This window comes from Saccharopolyspora sp. SCSIO 74807 (assembly GCF_037023755.1).
Taxonomy (GTDB): domain Bacteria; phylum Actinomycetota; class Actinomycetes; order Mycobacteriales; family Pseudonocardiaceae; genus Saccharopolyspora_C; species Saccharopolyspora_C galaxeae.
This window is the reverse complement of sequence record NZ_CP146100.1, coordinates 3,332,551-3,349,623: the sequence shown is the minus strand read 5'-3', so window position 1 is coordinate 3,349,623 and position 17,073 is coordinate 3,332,551. Positions and strand designations below refer to the sequence as shown.

Sequence of the window (17,073 nt, the reverse complement as noted above, 5' to 3'; positions counted from 1 at the left end):
CGCTCGCCCGCAACAACGGAGGTAACGCTTGTCCACCGAGAACACCCCGATCCGCTTCGGCGCCGTGCAGGCCCCGGACGAGCAGGCGCGGCGGCAGGCGGTGGCCCGGCAGGAGCAGCTCACCAAACCGGCCGGGTCGCTGGGGCGGCTGGAAGAGCTCGGCGTGTGGGCCGCGGCCCGCCAGGGAAGCTGCCCGCCGCGGCAGTTCACCCGGCCCCGCGTGGTGGTCTTCGCCGGCGACCACGGGGTCGCCCGGCAGGGCGTGTCGGCCTACCCGAGCGCGGTCACCGGGCAGATGGTGCGCAACTTCCTCGACGGCGGGGCCGCGGTGAACGCGCTCGCCCGCGGGGCGGGCGCGACGGTTCGGGTGCTGGACCTGGCGGTGGACGCGGACACCCCGGACGTGGTCGCGGCGCGCAAGGTCCGGCGCAGCTCCGGCGCGATCGACCGCGAGGACGCGCTGACCCCGGAGCAGGCCCGCGCCGCGATCCAGGCGGGGCGCGACGTCGCCGACGAAGAGGTCGACTCGGGCGCGGACCTGCTCATCGCCGGTGACATGGGCATCGGCAACACCACCCCGGCCGCGGTGCTGATCGCCGCGCTCACCGGCATCGAGCCGGTCGCGGTCGTCGGCCGCGGCACCGGCATCGACGACCGCGCGTGGATGCGCAAGACCGCCGCGATCCGGGACGCGCTGCGCCGCGCCCGCAAGGTCATCGACGACCCGGAGGCGTTGCTGCGCACTTCCGGCGGGGCCGACATCGCCGCGCTCGCCGGATTCCTCGCGCAGGCGGCGGTGCGCCGCACGCCGGTGCTGCTGGACGGGGTCGTGGTCGGCGCGGCGGCCATGGTCGCCGAAGAACTCGCGCCCGGAGCGCGGCAGTGGTGGCTGGCCGGGCACCGCTCCGCGGAGCCGGGCGGTTCGACGGTGCTGGAGCACCTGGACCTGAGCCCGGTGCTGGACCTGGAGATGCGGCTCGGCGAAGGCGCCGGGGCGCTGACCGCGCTGCCGGTGCTCACCTCGGCGGTGCGAGTGCTGGCGGAGATGGCGACGTTCGGCGAGGCCGGAGTGGGCGGCCCCACCGCCGCGGAAGCCGCCGGCCCGGATCCGGCCGAGCAGGAACTCTGAGGTGCGGGGTGTTCTTCCCTGCGCCGGTCGGCGGCTTGCTGATCAGCGTAGATCCGGTCCGGGAACTGGTCAGCGCTGCACCGGTCAGCCCCGCAGCGGTCAGCGCGGTACCGGGCAGCCCGGCGCTGGTCGGTCCCGCACCGATCAGCGCTGCACTGATCACCCCAGCCGCGGTCGGCTCCGTACCGGTCAGCCGAGCACGGCAGTATCCGCGGTGAGCGCAGCAATCACGCACGCGAGGACGCAGTGAACGGCCTGCGGCTCGCGGTGTCGTGGCTGACCGTGCTCCCCCTGCCCGCCCGCACCGTCGACGAACACGCCTGCCGCCGGGCGATCACGCTCGCTCCGCTGGTCGGCGTGCTCGTGGGAGTGTGCGGCGCGGCCGTGCTGTGGGCGCTGACCGCGCTCGGCGCGCCGCCGCTGCTGGCCGGGTTGCTCACCGTGGCGACGCTGGTGCTGGTCACCCGAGGAATGCACGTCGACGGGCTGGCCGACGCGGTGGACGGCCTCGGCTGCTACGGCCCGCCGGAACGCGCGCTGAGCGTGATGCGCGACGGCGGAACCGGCCCGTTCGCCGTGGTCGCGCTGATCGTGGTGATCGGCGTGCAGGCGACCGCGTTCGCGGAGATCGCCGCGTCCGGCCGGTGGGCCGCGGTGGTGCTGGCCTGCGCGGTCGGCCGCGCCGGTTTCGTGCTCTGCTGCCGGCGCGGCATTCCCGCGGCGCGGCCGGAAGGGATGGGAGCGCTCGTCGCGTCCTCGCAGCCGATCGGCACCGTGGTCGCCTGGTGGCTGCTGCTCGCCGCGGCCGCGTTCTGGCTGCCCGGAACCGGGTGGCACGGCCTCGGATGGCTCGGCCCGCTCGCGGTCGTCCTGGCGGCAGCGGCGCTCGCCGCGTTCAGCGCGCACACCCGCCGCAGGTTCGGCGGGATCACCGGCGACGTGCTCGGCGCCGCCGCCGAACTGGGCTGCACCGTCGTGCTCGCGGTGACCGCGCTGGGCTGAGCGGCGCCGATCAACCGCCCGCGACCGAGGCCACGACCTGGATCTCGGCGCCTTCCCGCAGCCGCGAACCCGCCCCGGCGAGCCCGCGGCACTCCTGCCCGTCCAGGTAGAAGTTGACGTAACGGCGCAGCGCGCGGCTCTCGTCCCGCAGCCGCCGCTCCAACGCCGGATGCCGCGCCGCGACCACGTCCAGCGCCCCGTCCAACGTCGGGTCGCCGTCCAGGTCGAGGTCCAGCCGCGCGACTCCCCCTGCCTTGTCCTGCAACATCCGCGGCAACACCAACGTCACCTGCATCGTGATCACCTCGAGAAGGTTCCGGATCTCTAAGAAGTTCTTTCAGGATGATTTGCGTAGCGGTGCCGGTAGCGGAATCTCAGCGGCTTCCTCGCTGCCCCTTGCCGGTGTGACCGCGCTTTCTGACGTATGCCCCGTCGGCCGCGATCGATCAGGTCGGCGAAACGCCTGCGAGGACTCACAACACCGCCGCGCGCAGCGACATCACGTCCGGCAAGTGGTCCGCCACCCGTTCCCAGCTGTCCCCGTCGTCGGCGCTGGCGAAGACCTCACCGGAACGGGAACCGAAGTACACGCCTGCCGGATCGGCGTCGTCCACGCACAGCGCATCGCGCATCACCGCGGACCAGAACCGCTCCGGCAAGCCCTCGGACAGCGCGGTCCACGAATCACCCGCGTCCTCGCTGCGGTACACGCGGCACCGGCCTTCCGGTGGGTAGCGCGTTGCGTCGGCGGTCAGCGGGAAGCCGTAGATCACGTCCGGCCGGTGCGGGTGCGTCACGATCGGGAACCCGAAGTCGCTGGGCAGGCCGTCGGCGATGGATTGCCAGGACTCGGCCGCGTCATCGCTGCGGTACACGCCGTGGTGGTTCTGCAGGAAATAGCGCTCCGGTTTGGCCGGGTGCTGCGCGACCTTGTGCACGCATTGGCCGAACCGCGGGTATTCGTCCTCCGGGAAGAAGTACGCCCGCACGCCGCGGTTGCTCGCCTCCCAGTTCCCGCCGCCGTCGGTGGTGCGGTAGACGCCGCCGGTGGACATCGCGACCACCACCCGCCGGTGGTCGTGCGGATGCGGCAGCACCGAATGCACGGCCATCCCGCCGAAACCCGGCGTCCAGTGCTCCCGGTCCGGGTTGTCCCACAACCCGCGGACCAGCTCGTAGGTCCGGCCGCGGTCTTCCGAGCGGAACAGCGCGGAGGGTTCGGTGCCCGCGTAGACGACCTCGGGCTGGTCCACCGGCCCGGGCGCGAGCTGCCACACCCGCTCCAGCGCCGCGCCGGTGTCGGCGGGGAACGCGATCGGCGCCGCGTCCGGTTCCTGCCAGCTGGCACCGAGGTCGTCGCTGGTGACCACGCTCGGCCCGTAGTGCGTGCTGGATGCGCCGACCAGCAGCCGCGGCGCGCGCCGCCGGGTGTCCACGGCCACCGCGTAGATCTCGGCCATCGGCAGGTGCGGTCCGGTCACGTCCCAGCCCGATCCGGTGCGCCGCGCCAGCCAAAGCCCCTTGCGGGTTCCGATCATCAGTAGTGCGTTCGGCGTGGTTGCTCCCCAGTGAGTGATGTGCCTCACCGGGAAGCTACTCCGCACCCCCGACAACGACCCGGGACGAAAGCAACGGCGCCTCTCCGACCAGCGGAAAGGCGCCGTGCGAAGGGTCCGGGGCCGCTCAGGCGAGCTTGGTCATCCAGCCGTGCTCGTCGGGCTCCGCGCCCTGCTGGATCTTGGTTAGGCGCTCGCGCAGCCGCATCGTGACCGGGCCGGGCTCGCCGTCGGCGATGGTGAACTCGCCTTCCTGGTGCTTGACGTGCCCGACCGGCGTGATCACCGCGGCGGTGCCGCAGGCGAAGACCTCGGTCAGCTCGCCGGAGCGGGCCTTCTTCTCCCACTCGTCGGTGGTGATCCGCCGCTGTTCGACCTGCAAGCCCAGGTCCGCGCCGAGCTCTAGCAGCGACGACCGGGTCACGCCGGGCAGCAGGCTGCCGGACAGCTCCGGGGTGACCAGCCGCGCGCCAGGGCCGGAGCCGAGCACGAAGAACAGGTTCATCCCGCCCATCTCCTCGACCGCGCGGCGCTCCACCGCGTCCAGCCAGACGACCTGGTCGCAGCCGTTTTCCACGGCCTCGGCCTGCGCGGCGAACGAGGCCGCGTAGTTGCCCGCGAACTTCGCGGCGCCGGTGCCGCCGGGCGCGGCCCGCACGTACTCGTGGCTGAGCCACACCGTGACCGGCTTGATCCCGCCCGCGAAGTAGGAACCGGCCGGTGAGGCGATCAGCGCGTAGAGGTATTCACTGGCCGGGCGGTTCACCCCGAGGCTGACCTCGGTGGAGATCATGAACGGCCGCAGGTACAGCGAGCTCTCGCCCGCCTCCGGCACCCACCGCCGGTCGATGGCGACGAGTTCGCGCAGCGAGTCCAGGAACACCTGCTCCGGCAGCTCCGGCATCGCCAGCCGCTGCGCGGAGCGCTGGAAGCGGCGGGCATTGGCCTCCGGGCGGAACGCGGCGACCGAGCCGTCCGGCTGCTGGTACGCCTTCAGGCCCTCGAAGATCGCCTGCGCGTAGTGCAGCACGGTGGTCGCCGGGTCCAGCTCCAGCGAGTGGTACGCCTCGACCTGCGCGTCGTGCCAGCCCCGCTCGGCGGAGTAGCGCACGGTCGCCATGTGGTCGGTGAAGAACTTCCCGAAACCCGGGTTAGCCAGTACCTCGGCCCGTTGCCCGTCGGTGGCCGGACGCGAACTGGGGAACCGGGAAAACGAGAGGTCTTCGCTCATGGCGCAACCGTATCGCGCGCCTGCGAGCAGTGGATACCGGGACTGCAGCGGTCGGGCCTCCGAGTTTTCCCGCAGCAGCAGCAGAGTTTCCTGGCCCGGGAACGGACCGCGATCGGACGTGCCGCCCCGGTGGCGAATCGATCCGCGGCGGTGCCGCAGAACTGTCCGGAAGAATCCGCGCCAACCCTTCACGGCGACGCTCTATGATGTCGGCATGACCCATCAGAACGACGTGCCCGCGACGACCGGGCCGACGACGGTGCAGCAGGACGCGCTGGCCGCCGCGCTCGGACTGCTGATGCCGTTGGGCGGCGGGCTCCTGGTGCTGTGGGGCTACGCGTGGCTGGGAGTGTTCGGCGCGGTCGTCGGCGTGGCGGCCGTCGCGTTCTGGGGTTTCTGGTGGTACGGCAAGCACCACTCGTTCTTCCCGAAGGATCTGCGCGGCGGCAGCGTCGGCGGGATCGCCGCGCTCACGGCGCTGTTCGGGTTGTTCTTCTTCCTCGCGCTGTAACTGTCACCCGTACGTCGCGGTGAAACCGGACCCGCGATGGAATCGCCGACCGGCTCCGATCACCGCACGAGTTCGGCGGGCAGCGTGGGCAGCGGCCAGGACGGGTCGGGCCGGGCGTCGCAATAGCTGCCGTCGAACGGGAACCGGCCCGCTTCGGCGAGTCCCGCCATCCGCTCCCCTTCGGAGCGCAACCGGCGCAGGTGCGCCTCGTCGATGCGGCCTGCGGCCAGCGCGGGCGCCAGCTCGTCCTCGTCCTTCCACGCCCAGCGGCCGCCGGGGAAGACCTCCAGGTCCAGCACCCCGTCCACGCGGTCCACACCGGTGTCGTCCCGGCCCAGCGGGACCTCCAGGTTCACGTACCAGTTGCGGAACTCCCCGTCCGGCTCGAAGAACCACCACACCGACGACCAGTGCCACGCGGAGACCATCCGCAGCGTGGGCGTGCCGTGCCAGACCGAGAGCGCTGGGACGCGCACGCCGGAGAACCGCTCGTGCATCGGCAGCTCCCGGGGTTTGCGCCCGTCCGGCGAGGTCGTGATGCGGATCGGGGTGCCCGCGGGAACCCAGCACAGCGTCCGGTCCGGCGCGTCCTCGACGACCCGCGCGGGGTGCACGGTCCCGAGCGACCCGTCGAGGCGCCAGAAGCGGTAGAGGATCTCCGCGCCGGGCGGCCACTCCGCCTGCGCGATGCCGGACTTCCCGCGTTCCGGACTGCCTTCGAGCATTCGTCATCTCCAGCGCCGTGCGATCGGGCCCGCGGCCAGCGGACCCGCGATGACCACCACCAACGTTGCGAGCATGGCATGGATCGACATGCTCATGGCCAGGATCACCGCCAATCCCATGCCGAGGCAGGCCGAGCGCATCCGCCACACCTGATCGCTCGCCAGCAGCACCCGGGCCGCGGCGTTGGCCAGCGCATGGTGCACCAGCAGGCAGCACGCCGCGAACGCCATCGCCGCCGCTGGCTGCACCAGCACCGACACCGCCGCGGCGAGCAGCCCGCAGCCCAGGTCCAGCAGGTAGGGCGTGCCGTAGCGGCCGTCGCGGGCCAGCACCCGCGGCAGGTCGCCTTCGCGTTGCACCGACAGCGCGGTGGAACGCAGCGATTCCAACAGCGCCAGCAGCACCGGCAGCATCGCGAGGCCGGCGCCGAGCCCGACCGGTCGCCGCAGGTCACTCGCACCCGCGGCGTCCAGCGCGTCCAGCAGCGGCCGGTCCGAAAGCGCCAGCCGCGCGGGGCCGAGCTGGTGCAGCAGCGCCAAGGCCAGCACGCACATCAGCACCGCGGCAACGATCAACGCCGCCGACGTCCCCCATCGGACGACGACGCCGCGTTGCCGGTCCCGGTCCTCCGAGGGTGCGGTGAGGCGCTCGAATCCGAGGAAGCCGAAGAACAGCAACGCGGCCGCTCCGGTGATCCCGATACCGGCGTCGCCCTGCGGCATCCCGGCCGCGGGCGCGGCGGCCGGCTCGATCGCGAAGCAGGCCGCGATCACCACACCGAGCACGGCGCAGGTGAGCCCGAGCCACAGCCACGCCGCAGTGCCGCGGATGCGCAGTCCTGCGGTCGCGGCCAGCACCACCAGCAGCACGACCACCGCGGATGACCCCGGCGGAGCAGCGGGCACCGCGTGCTCCGCGGCGACGCGGGCCACCGCCGCCAGCCCGGCCAGCTGCCCGGCGAGCGCGGTGCTCGCCCCGATCCGGCCGGGCAGCACGCCCAGCCGCGCGCGAGTGCAGGCGATCGCCGCTCCCGGTCCCCGATAGCTGCCGGACTGGTGCGCCGAGGCGAGCGCGCAGCACGCCGCCGTGACCAAGGCGACCGGGATGGCCAGCGGCAGGAACCGCCCCGCGGCCAGCGCCGCGGGCGCGAGACCGGTCAGCAGGCCCGCGCCCAGCATTCCGCCGAGCACCACCGGGAGCGCCTCGGCCGCCTGCGGCCCGGTCCGCGCCGCAGCGGGCGGAGCCGCCGTTGTCCGTGCGAACCGTTCCGCCACGCGACCACCTTCGCAAAACCCACCGCACCCGACGGCTCCGGCCGTCGGAGCCCTGCGCCGAAAGCCTACGCACGAGCGGATGCCGCTGATGCGCGCTCGGCGGCCTCTTGGCGCAATGCGGCTGCCCGATGATCGCGAGGGCGCTAAGCTCGCCGAATGCCGCAAGTTCGCGGCAGGGCACGGACCTCCCGCGGCCGCGAGGCGAGCCACCCGCTGCCGCCGACCGGATCCCAGCGGCGTTCTAGAGTGGCGGAAGGGCGACCGACCAGGTCAGGCCCGTCCTGCAGCGTTCAACCCGCCATCGAAGGCGAACCTCCCGGAGGAAGCACACGTGAGCACGCCGAAACTCGCCCTCACCGACACCAGCGCCGCGAAGCTGACCGTCGAGGCCCTGGTCATCGGAATCGTCGCCGGGGCCGACGGACCGGAGCTGGCCGCGGGCTCGGAGCAGGTAGCGGCCGGGTTCGACGGTGATCTGGCGAAGGTGCTCGGCACGCTCGGCGCGACCGGCAAGGCCGACGAGGTGGTCAAGCTCCCGGCGGGCAACGGCCTGCGCGCGGACGTGCTGCTGGCCACCGGGCTCGGCAAGGTCACCGGCGAAGCACCGACCGGGGAGGCGGTGCGCCGCGCCTCCGGTGCCGCGGCCCGCGCGCTGGCCGGTTTCTCGCACGCGGCGACCACCCTCGGTGCGCTCGACCTGTCCGCGGCGGTGCAGGGCACCGTGCTCGGCGCCTACTCGTTCCGGCAGTACAAGTCCGAACGCGGCGACGACCCGGTGGCCAAGGTCGACGTGGTGGTGCCGGACGCCAAGGACGAGGCGGCCAAGTCCGCGCTCAAGGGCGGCTCGGTGATCGGCGAGTCGGTCGGCGCGGCCCGCGACCTGATCAACACCCCGCCGAACGACCTGTACCCGGCCTCGTTCGCCGACCGCGCCGCGGAACTGGCCCGCTCGGCCGGGCTGGAGGTCGAGGTGCTCGACGACGCGGCGCTGCGCAAGGCCGGTTACGGCGGAATCCTCGGCGTCGGCGCCGGGTCGACCCGCCCGCCGCGGCTGGTGCGGCTGCGGCACAAGGGGCCGAAGGCGGCGAAGAAGGTCGCGCTGGTCGGCAAGGGCGTCACCTTCGACACCGGCGGCATCTCGCTCAAGCCCGCCGCCACGATGGACGAGATGACCTCGGACATGTCCGGGGCCGCCGCGGTGATCGCCACGATGGTGCTGGTCGCGAAGCTGAACTATCCGCTGGAGGTCACCGCCACGGTGCCGATGGTGGAGAACATGCCCTCCGGCAACGCCTACCGGCCCGGCGACGTGCTGACGATGTACGGCGGCAAGACCGTCGAGGTGCTCAACACCGACGCGGAAGGCCGGCTGATCCTGGCCGACGCGATGGTGCGCGCCGCCGAGGACGAGCCGGACTACCTGATCGAGACCTCGACGCTCACCGGTGCGCAGGTCGTCGCGCTGGGCAAGCGCACCCCGGCGGTGATGGGCAGCGAGGACTTCCGGGACCGGGTCGCCCGGCTGTCGCAGGCTTCCGGCGAGGGCGCGTGGCCGATGCCGCTGCCGGACGAGCTGCGCGGCGACCTGGACTCCAAGCTCGCCGACATCGCCAACGTCCCGGGGCACCGCTGGGGCGGGATGCTCGCGGCGGGCCATTTCCTGCAGGAGTTCGTGGCAGGCGAGCTGCCGTGGGCGCACCTCGACGTGGCGGGCCCGGCGTACAACTCGAACTCGCCGTGGGGCTACACCCCGAAGGGCGGCACCGGCGTGCCGGTTCGCACGATCGCGGCCGTGCTGGCCGACATCGCCGAGAACGGCTGACACACCTACCTCGGCGGCCTTCTCGCTGCCCCTTGCCGGTGTGACCGCGATTTCTGAGGTGGCTCCGCCCGGGGCCGGTGTGAACTCATCCGCAAAAGGAGTCCACACCGGCCCCGGGCGATGCCAGGATGGCCGGGTGAGCGAACCCAGCGGGCGCAGCAGACCGGACGGCACCGCACCGACTCGGCACGGTTTCGCGGTCGAGGTGGTGTGGACCGGCAACACCGGCGCCGGGACCAGCAGTTATCACAGCTACGAGCGCACCCACGAGGTCCGCTCCCCCGGCAAGAACTCCATCGAGGCATCCGCGGACCCCGCCTTCCTCGGCGATCCGGACCGCTACAACCCGGAGGAACTGCTGGTCGCCTCGCTGTCGCAGTGCCACATGCTGTGGTTCCTGCACTTGGCGGCCGAGCACGGCGTCGTCGTGATCGGCTACCACGACCGGGCGCGCGGCACGCTGGCGGAGAACTCCGACGGTTCCGGGCAGTTCAGCGAAGTGGTGCTCAACCCGGAGGTCGCCGTCGAGGACCTGGCCAGCGTCGATGCGGCCGAGGCGCTGCACCGGCGGGCGCACGAGCTGTGCTACGTCGCGAAATCGGTGAACTTCCCGGTGCGCCTGGTCCCGTCCACGCGAGTCGCGAACTAGCGACCCAGTCGCGACGGCGCGCGCACGCGCGTTGCGGAACTCTTCGCAGTGGCGCCGCCGAGCACGCACATTCCTAGCCGATGTCCCCGAGGTCTCTGCGGCGTTGTTCGCGCCGCCGCAGGATCCGTTGCCGCGCCTGGTAATCCCGCATCCGCTGCGGGTAGCCGAGCTTGGCGACCTCGTAGCAGGGCATCCCGAGCCGGTGGGCGAACCGGAACGCCGCGCGCGGCCCGTCCACTCGCCGCCTGGTCCATTCCCCGTCATGCGCGACCAGCAATAACGTGGTTTCGGTGACGTTGGTTCGCGGCTCCAGGAAAGCCTCGACGCCGTAATGACCTTCCGCCCACGCACGCAGGTGCTCGGAATCGCGGGAAGTGGCCGATCCGGCCGGGCGCCGCCGTCGCCGGAAACGATCGAACAGTCCCACCGCATTCGCCTTCCCGCGAGCGTCGCGGGCCGCCGGGTACCAGGCCGGACGGCGTTCCGCCGACTCGTGCAACTCCTGTTCGCGATGATGCCACCGCGACGCTGAGCGGAGGCTGAGAATGCGCCGAAAACGATCCAGTGGCATCCGGCACGTTCCGCTGATCCCCGGCGAGCCCACGTCGCATCGTTCCTTCGGGTGGTGACAAGATGTCTCCCGGGTGTTCCGCGCCTCGTGCGACAGCCGGGCCGGGCGGCACCGAAGCGAGTCAACGATGGCTGTCGAGGAGTGCGAAGTGACCGACACGTCCGCCGATCTGGTCATTCTCGGCGGCGGTTCGGGCGGCTACGCCTGCGCTTTCCGCGCGGCTGAGCTGGGCCTGTCCGTCGTCCTCATCGAAAAGGACAAGCTCGGTGGGACCTGCTTGCACCGCGGGTGCATTCCCACCAAGGCTCTGCTGCACGCCGCGGAGGTGGCCGATTCGGCCCGCGACGGCGATCAGTTCGGCGTCAAGACCTCGCTCGAGGGCATCGACATCAACGGGGTCAACTCCTACAAGGACGGCGTCGTCACCAAGCTGCACAAGGGCCTGCAGGGCTTGGCCAAGGCGCACCAGGTCCAGCTGGTCGAGGGTGCGGGCAAGCTGGTGGACCGCAACACCGTCGATGTCGGCGGCACCCGCTACACCGGCAAGAACGTCGTGCTGGCCACCGGCTCGTACTCCAAGTCGCTGCCGGGCCTGGAGCTGGGCGGGCGGGTCATCGCCAGCGAGGAAGCGCTGAACCTGGACTACGTGCCGGACAAGGTCGTGGTGCTCGGCGGCGGTGTGATCGGCGTGGAGTTCGCCAGCGTGTGGCGCTCCTTCGGCGCCGAGGTCACGATCGTCGAGGCGCTGCCGCACCTGGTGCCGAACGAGGACGAGTTCGCCTCCAAGCAGCTCGAGCGGTCGTTCCGCAAGCGCGGCATCAAGTTCAAGACCGGCGTGAAGTTCACCGGCGCGCAGCAGACCGACTCCGGCGTTTCGGTGAGCCTGGAAAGCGGCGACCAGCTCGACGCGGACCTGCTGCTGGTGGCGGTCGGGCGCGGGCCGAGCACCGCGGGCCTCGGTTACGAGGAGGCCGGGGTCGCGATGGAGCGCGGCTTCGTCACCACCGACGACCGGCTGCGCACCAGCCTCGACGGGGTGTACGCGGTCGGTGACATCGTGCCGGGGCTGCAGCTGGCGCACCGCGGGTTCCAGCAGGGCGTGTTCATCGCCGAGGAGATCGCCGGGCTGAACCCGGCCCCGATCGACGAGGCGGGCATCCCGCGGGTCACCTACAGCCACCCGGAGGTCGCCTCGGTCGGGCTGACCGAAGCCGCGGCCAAGGAACAGTACGGCGAGGTGCAGACGTTCACCTACGACCTCGCGGGCAACGGCAAGAGCCAGATCCTGAAGACGGCCGGGGCGGTCAAGCTGGTCCGCGCCGCCGACGGTCCGGTGCTGGGCCTGCACCTGGTCGGCGACCGGGTCGGCGAGCTCATCGGTGAAGCCCAGCTGATCTACAACTGGGAGGCGCTGCCGGAGGACGTGGCACCGCTGGTGCACGCCCACCCCACGCAGACCGAGGCGCTCGGCGAGGCCCACCTCGCGCTGGCAGGCAAGCCGCTGCACGTGCACGGCTGAGCCGCGCCCGGTCCCGCACCCGCACCACACCCCGCCACACCGCACTAGGAGTCAGCGACCGATGTCCTTCTCCGTCCAGATGCCCGCGCTAGGAGAGAGCGTCAGCGAGGGCACGATCACCCGGTGGCTCAAGCAGATCGGCGACACCGTCGAGGTCGACGAACCGCTGCTGGAAGTCTCCACCGACAAGGTCGACACCGAGATCCCGTCCCCGAGCGCAGGCGTGTTGCAGCAGATCGTCGCGCAGGAGGACGACACGGTCGAGGTCGGCGCCCAGCTCGCCGTGATCGGTGACAGCGCTGCGGGCGGGGAGTCCGCCCCGGCGCAGGAGGCACCCCAGCAGGAAGCTCCCCAGCAGGCAGCGCCGCAGCAACAAGCGCCGCAGCAGGAAGCAGCGCAGCCGTCCGCGCAGCAGGAGCAGCCCGCCGCGCCGTCCTCGGGCGGTTCGGCGCAGGGCACCGACGTGCCGATGCCGGCGCTCGGCGAGAGCGTCAGCGAGGGCACGATCACCCGGTGGCTCAAGCAGATCGGCGACACCGTCGAGGTCGACGAACCGCTGCTGGAAGTCTCCACCGACAAGGTCGACACCGAGATCCCGTCGCCGGTGGCAGGCACGCTGCTGGAGATCGCGGCGGGCGAGGACGACACGGTCGAGGTCGGCGCGAAGCTGGCCGTGGTCGGTGAGCAGGGCGCCGCCCCGGCGCAGCCCGCGGCCGCCACGCAGCCGGAGCCGACTCCCGCGCCGGCCGCGGAAGCGTCGGTGCCCGCTCAGCAGCAGGCCCCGGAGCCGCAGCCGGAACCGGAGCCGGAGCCCGCGCCGCAGGCCCAGCAAGCCGCGCCCGCCCAGCAGCAGGCCCAGCCGCAGCAGGCCCAGCCCGCGGCCCAGCAGCCAGCCGCGCAGCAGCAGCCCGCTCAGCAGCAGCCAGCCGGTCAGGCCCCGTCCGGCAGCACGCCGTACGTGACCCCGCTGGTGCGCAAGCTGGCCAACCAGCACGGCATCGACCTGTCCACGATCCAGGGCAGCGGGGTCGGCGGCCGCATCCGCAAGCAGGACGTGCAGGCCGCGGTGGACGCCGCGAAGTCGCGCAACGGCGCCCCGGCCGCCGAGCAGGCCCCGGCGGCGGCCGCGCCGAGCGCTCCGGCCCCGCGCACCGAGCCGTCCGAGGAGGCTCAGGCGCTGCGCGGCACGACGCAGAAGATGTCCCGGCTGCGCCAGGTGCTGGCCAGCCGCATGGTCGAGTCGCTGCAGACGGCCGCGCAGCTGACCACGGTGATCGAGGTCGACGTGACCCGCATCGCGCGGCTGCGGCAGAAGGCCAAGGACTCCTTCGAGGCTTCCGAAGGGATCAAGCTGTCCTTCCTGCCGTTCTTCGCGAAGGCGTCGGTGGAAGCGCTGAAGCTGCACCCGAAGCTGAACGCCTCCATCGACGAGGAGAACAAGGAGATCACCTACCACGGCTCGGAGCACCTCTCGATCGCCGTGGACACCTCGCGCGGGCTGCTCTCGCCGGTGATCCACGACGCCGGTGATCTGAACCTGGGCGGGCTGGCCCGCAAGATCTCCGACGTCGCCGAGCGCACCCGGAGCAACAAGATCAAGCCGGACGAGCTCTCCGGCGGCACGTTCACGCTGACCAACACCGGCAGCCGCGGCGCGCTGTTCGACACCCCGATCCTGAACCCGCCGCAGGTGGGCATGCTGGGCACCGGGACGGTCGTGAAGCGGCCCGTGGTGGTCTCCGACGAGAACGGCGGGGACACCATCGCGATCCGTTCGATGGTGTACCTGGCGCTGTCCTACGACCACCGGCTGGTCGACGGCGCGGACGCCGCGCGGTTCCTCAACACGATCAAGCAGCGGCTGGAGGACGGCGCGTTCGAGGCCGATCTGGGCATCTGATGCCGAGACTGTGATCGATCCGGCGGCGGGCCGCTCACCTGCGGGTGGGCGGCCCGTTTCGCGTCAGGCGCAGGAAAGCGCCTCGCGCGGGAGAGATCATTGCGGGACGATCGGGCCATGCGAGTGGTAATCGCCGGTTCGTCCGGGTTGATCGGCACGAGCCTAGTGGCGGCGCTGCGGCAGGGTGGGCACGAGGTGGTCCGTCTGGTCCGGCGAGCCCCGGAGGCCCCGGACGAGCGCGGCTGGGACCCGGCGGCGGGCCAGTTGGACGACGGTGCGCTGGCGGGCGCGGACGCGGTGGTGAACCTCTGCGGCGCCGGTTTGGCCGATCGTCGCTGGACTCCGGAGCGCAAGGAGCTGCTGGTGTCCTCCAGGGTGCGCCCGACCGCCGTGCTCGCCGAGGCCGTCGCCCGCCAGGGCGTCCCGGCGCTGCTCAACGGCTCCGCGGTGGGCTACTACGGGGACACCGGACAGCGGGTGGTGACCGAGTCGACGCCGCCGGGCTCGGGTTTCCTGGCCGACCTGTGCCGCCAGTGGGAGGCCGCGACCGGTCCGGCGCTGGACGCGGGCGCGCGGGTGGTGCTGCTGCGCACCGGCCTGGTCATCGCGCCGTCGGGTGGGCTGCTGGGCCAGCTCAAGCCGCTGTTCTCGCTGTTCCTGGGAGGCAGGTTGGGCGACGGTTCGCAGTACATGCCGTGGATCTCGCTGGACGACGAGGTGGGCGCGCTGCGGTTCGCCGCCGAGAATCGCGAGGTTTCCGGACCGGTGAACCTGACGGGGCCGGATCCGGTGCCGAACGCGGAGTTCACCCGCGCGCTGGCGGCCGCGCTGGGCCGGCCCGCGCCGTGGGTGGTGCCCGGGTTCGCGCTGCGCGCGGCGCTCGGGCAGGTCGCCGACGAGGCGATCCTCGCCGGTCAGCGCGCGGTGCCGGAGATGCTGGAAAAGCACGGCTACTCCTTCGCGCATCCGACGCTCGGCGCCGCGCTGTCGACCATCACCTGACCCGTGCCGCACGACACGTGCGCGGGGCGTTCGCCCGGACGTCTCGCGCACCGGGCGTAGCCTGGCTGCCGTGAGTCGTGCGGAGATGTCATGCCGCGCTTCGGCCGAGCCGGTCGAGGTGCGCGAGCTGGGAAGAATCGACTACCTGGAAGCTTGGGACCTGCAGCGGCAGCTGTCCGCAGCGCGCGCCGCGGAGTCCGGTCCGGACACCTTGCTGCTGCTGGAGCATCCGTCGGTCTACACCGCGGGCAAGCGCACCGCCCCGGAGGACCGGCCGCAGGACGGCACGCCGGTGATCGACGTGGACCGCGGCGGCAAGATCACCTGGCACGGTCCCGGCCAGCTGGTGGGCTATCCGATCCTCGGCCTGGCCGATCCGATCGACGTGGTGGATTACGTGCGGCGCCTGGAGCAGGGCCTGATCCGCACCTGCGAGCGCTTCGGCGTGCGCACCGGCCGAGTGGAGGGCCGCAGCGGGGTGTGGCTGCCCGCCGCGGACGGCCTCCCGGAGCGCAAGATCGCCGCGATCGGCATCCGGGTGCAGAAGGGCGTGACCATGCACGGCCTGGAGCTGAACTGCAACGCCGACATGGGCGCGTTCGGCCGGATCGTGCCCTGCGGCATCCGCGATGCCGGGGTGACTTCACTGGCGGCCGAGGCCGGCCGGGACGTGCCCGTCGACGAGGCGCTGCCGTGGGTCCGGCAGGACGTGCTGGCCGCGGTGAACGGCGAGCTGCCGGTGGTGGACTGCGACATCGAGCGCGCCGAGCCGAGCGCGGCCGGGGTGACGCTCGCGCTGGATCCGACGTTGCGCTGACACGGCGCTCCACTCCTCGGGTTTTCCGCGATTGCGGACCGAGTGGGGTCATGCCGCCGTCCCGGCGCGCACCCCGCTCGGCACCGCAGCGGCGTCGGCGGATTCCGCCGCCCCGGCCTGCGCCGCCGTTTCGGTAGCCGAACCGACCTCGCCAGGCCGCAGGGCTGGCACCCGGCGCGCGGCCGTCGTGCGACCGCTCGCCGCGGAGGGGTCGTGCGCCGCGGCGTCGTTGCCGGAGGCGGTCGGCCTCGGCTCGCCCAGGCAGCTCTACCAAGCTGACCGGCTGCGGCTTGGTGGAGCAGGACAAGCGCGGCTCGTACCCGCGGGCCGCGGTTCCCGCGCTGGTCCTGCTCACCGCCGCTTCCGACGTCTCCGGTCGGCTCCGCGGCCGACGCCCGCCGCGGACCGGGGACTCAGCCCAGCTGCCGGGCGACCTCGGCGGCGACCAGGTCGATGTGGTCCAGGTCGGTCAGGTCGAGTACCTGCAGATACAGCCGGGTGATGCCGGTGCGCTCCCGCCAGGCGCCGATCTTGTCGACCGCCTCCGCGGGCGTGCCCGCCAGCCCGTTGGTGCGCAGTTCGGCCACGTCCCGGCCGATGGCCGCGGCCCGCCGCGCGATCTCCGCCTCGTCCTTGCCGACGCAGAGCACCAGCGCGCAGGAGCGCGCGATCTCGCCCGGGTCCCGGCCGATCGCGCGGCAGGCCGCGTCGACCCGCTCGTACTGCGCGGCGGCCGTGTCGACGTCCACGAACGGCAGGTTGAACTCGTCGGCGAACCGGGCCGCCAACTCCGGAGTGCGCTTCTTGCCCCCGCCGCCGATGAGCACCGGCGGCCGCGGGCTCTGCACCGGCTTCGGCAACGCAGGCGAGTCGCTGAGCTCGTAGTACCGCCCGGCGAAGTCGAACGTCTCGCCCACCGGGGTGCCCCACAGCCCGGTGATGATCTCCAGCTGCTCGGCGTAGCGGTCGAACCGCTCCCGCAGCGCCGGGAACGGGATGCCGTAGGCGGCGTGCTCCTGCTCGTACCAGCCGCTGCCGAGGCCGAACTCGACCCGGCCACCGGACATCTGGTCGACCTGCGCGGCCGCGATCGCCAGCGGCCCCGGCAGCCGGAAGGTGCCCGCCGACATCAGCGTGCCCAGCCGCACCCGAGAAGTCTCGCGGGCCAGCGCGCCGAGCGTCACCCATGCGTCGGTCGGGCCCGGGTCACCGCTGACCGACCCCATCTTCAAGTAGTGGTCGGAGCGGAAGAAGGCGTCGTATCCCGCCGCCTCGGTGGCCTGGGCCACCCGCAGCAGGTCGTCGTAGCTCGCCCCCTGCTGGGGCTCGGTGAAGATTCGCAGCTTGAATGATTCGGTCACGTC

The 17,073-nt window shown here is 72.5% G+C and carries 17 protein-coding genes; 10 read left to right on the top strand and 7 right to left on the bottom strand.

The features are described from left to right. The first annotated feature begins 28 nt into the window (after positions 1 to 28). Genes cobT through cobS form a run of 3 tightly spaced genes read left to right on the top strand, consistent with a single transcriptional unit; the run spans position 29 to position 2,131 of the window. A complete protein-coding gene (cobT, locus tag V1457_RS15415; protein ID WP_338595264.1) occupies positions 29 to 1,129 on the top strand; it encodes a nicotinate-nucleotide--dimethylbenzimidazole phosphoribosyltransferase in 1,101 nt (366 codons plus the stop codon). Positions 1,130 to 1,137: 8 nt separating this feature from the next. Further along, entirely contained in the window at positions 1,138 to 1,347 is a 210-nt protein-coding gene (locus tag V1457_RS15410) for a hypothetical protein (RefSeq protein ID WP_200071198.1), read from the top strand. A gap of 28 nt (positions 1,348 to 1,375) precedes the next feature. Beyond that, a complete protein-coding gene (gene cobS / locus V1457_RS15405) occupies positions 1,376 to 2,131 on the top strand; it encodes an adenosylcobinamide-GDP ribazoletransferase (protein ID WP_200071197.1) in 756 nt (251 codons plus the stop codon). Positions 2,132 to 2,141: 10 nt separating this feature from the next. On the opposite strand, the gene V1457_RS15400 is transcribed toward cobS, so the two are convergent. From V1457_RS15400 to V1457_RS15390, 3 genes are all read right to left on the bottom strand, one after another. Further along, positions 2,142 to 2,426, bottom strand: coding sequence for a MoaD/ThiS family protein (locus V1457_RS15400; protein WP_200071196.1), 285 nt, complete (start codon positions 2,424 to 2,426; stop codon positions 2,142 to 2,144). Between the two features lie 178 nt (positions 2,427 to 2,604). After that, positions 2,605 to 3,669: an exo-alpha-sialidase gene (locus V1457_RS15395; protein ID WP_338595263.1), complete on the bottom strand. Its 1,065-nt coding sequence runs from the start codon at positions 3,667 to 3,669 to the stop codon at positions 2,605 to 2,607. Between the two features lie 145 nt (positions 3,670 to 3,814). Next, on the bottom strand, positions 3,815 to 4,918 hold the full coding sequence (locus V1457_RS15390; protein WP_338595261.1) for a branched-chain amino acid aminotransferase: 1,104 nt from the start codon (positions 4,916 to 4,918) through the stop codon (positions 3,815 to 3,817). Positions 4,919 to 5,132: 214 nt separating this feature from the next. On the opposite strand from V1457_RS15390, the gene V1457_RS15385 reads away from it, so the two are divergent. After that, positions 5,133 to 5,429, top strand: coding sequence for a hypothetical protein (locus tag V1457_RS15385; protein WP_200071193.1), 297 nt, complete (start codon positions 5,133 to 5,135; stop codon positions 5,427 to 5,429). A gap of 59 nt (positions 5,430 to 5,488) precedes the next feature. Here the strand turns inward: V1457_RS15385 and V1457_RS15380 are convergent, their stop codons facing one another. Then, positions 5,489 to 6,154 carry a DUF402 domain-containing protein gene (locus V1457_RS15380; RefSeq protein ID WP_200071192.1) on the bottom strand — a complete coding sequence of 222 codons (666 nt, stop codon included), beginning with the start codon at positions 6,152 to 6,154 and terminating at the stop codon, positions 5,489 to 5,491. Between the two features lie 3 nt (positions 6,155 to 6,157). Further along, positions 6,158 to 7,429: an amino acid permease gene (locus tag V1457_RS15375; RefSeq protein ID WP_233627745.1), complete on the bottom strand. Its 1,272-nt coding sequence runs from the start codon at positions 7,427 to 7,429 to the stop codon at positions 6,158 to 6,160. Between the two features lie 331 nt (positions 7,430 to 7,760). Between V1457_RS15375 and V1457_RS15370 the strand changes: the two genes are divergently transcribed. Both V1457_RS15370 and V1457_RS15365 read left to right on the top strand, forming a co-directional pair. Continuing rightward, positions 7,761 to 9,251: a leucyl aminopeptidase gene (locus V1457_RS15370; RefSeq protein ID WP_338604744.1), complete on the top strand. Its 1,491-nt coding sequence runs from the start codon at positions 7,761 to 7,763 to the stop codon at positions 9,249 to 9,251. A gap of 136 nt (positions 9,252 to 9,387) precedes the next feature. Next, positions 9,388 to 9,900: an OsmC family protein gene (locus V1457_RS15365; protein WP_200071190.1), complete on the top strand. Its 513-nt coding sequence runs from the start codon at positions 9,388 to 9,390 to the stop codon at positions 9,898 to 9,900. 73 nt (positions 9,901 to 9,973) lie between these two features. Here the strand turns inward: V1457_RS15365 and V1457_RS15360 are convergent, their stop codons facing one another. Next, entirely contained in the window at positions 9,974 to 10,327 is a 354-nt protein-coding gene (locus tag V1457_RS15360; RefSeq protein ID WP_200071189.1) for an oxidoreductase, read from the bottom strand. 292 nt (positions 10,328 to 10,619) lie between these two features. On the opposite strand from V1457_RS15360, the gene lpdA reads away from it, so the two are divergent. From lpdA to lipB, 4 genes are all read left to right on the top strand, one after another. Next, the gene (gene lpdA, locus V1457_RS15355) at positions 10,620 to 11,990 is read left to right on the top strand and encodes a dihydrolipoyl dehydrogenase (protein WP_200071188.1); all 1,371 of its coding nucleotides are present in this window, start codon (positions 10,620 to 10,622) and stop codon (positions 11,988 to 11,990) included. 61 nt (positions 11,991 to 12,051) lie between these two features. After that, positions 12,052 to 13,890: a 2-oxoglutarate dehydrogenase, E2 component, dihydrolipoamide succinyltransferase gene (gene sucB, locus V1457_RS15350; RefSeq protein WP_200071187.1), complete on the top strand. Its 1,839-nt coding sequence runs from the start codon at positions 12,052 to 12,054 to the stop codon at positions 13,888 to 13,890. Positions 13,891 to 14,007: 117 nt separating this feature from the next. Then, a complete protein-coding gene (locus V1457_RS15345; RefSeq protein WP_338604735.1) occupies positions 14,008 to 14,892 on the top strand; it encodes a TIGR01777 family oxidoreductase in 885 nt (294 codons plus the stop codon). Between the two features lie 85 nt (positions 14,893 to 14,977). Beyond that, a complete protein-coding gene (gene lipB / locus V1457_RS15340) occupies positions 14,978 to 15,709 on the top strand; it encodes a lipoyl(octanoyl) transferase LipB (RefSeq protein WP_200071488.1) in 732 nt (243 codons plus the stop codon). 413 nt (positions 15,710 to 16,122) lie between these two features. Here lipB and V1457_RS15335 read toward each other — a convergent pair whose 3' ends face one another. Continuing rightward, positions 16,123 to 17,070, bottom strand: a complete 948-nt coding sequence (locus tag V1457_RS15335) for an LLM class F420-dependent oxidoreductase (RefSeq protein WP_338604732.1) — start codon at positions 17,068 to 17,070, stop codon at positions 16,123 to 16,125. Positions 17,071 to 17,073: the final 3 nt, after the last annotated feature.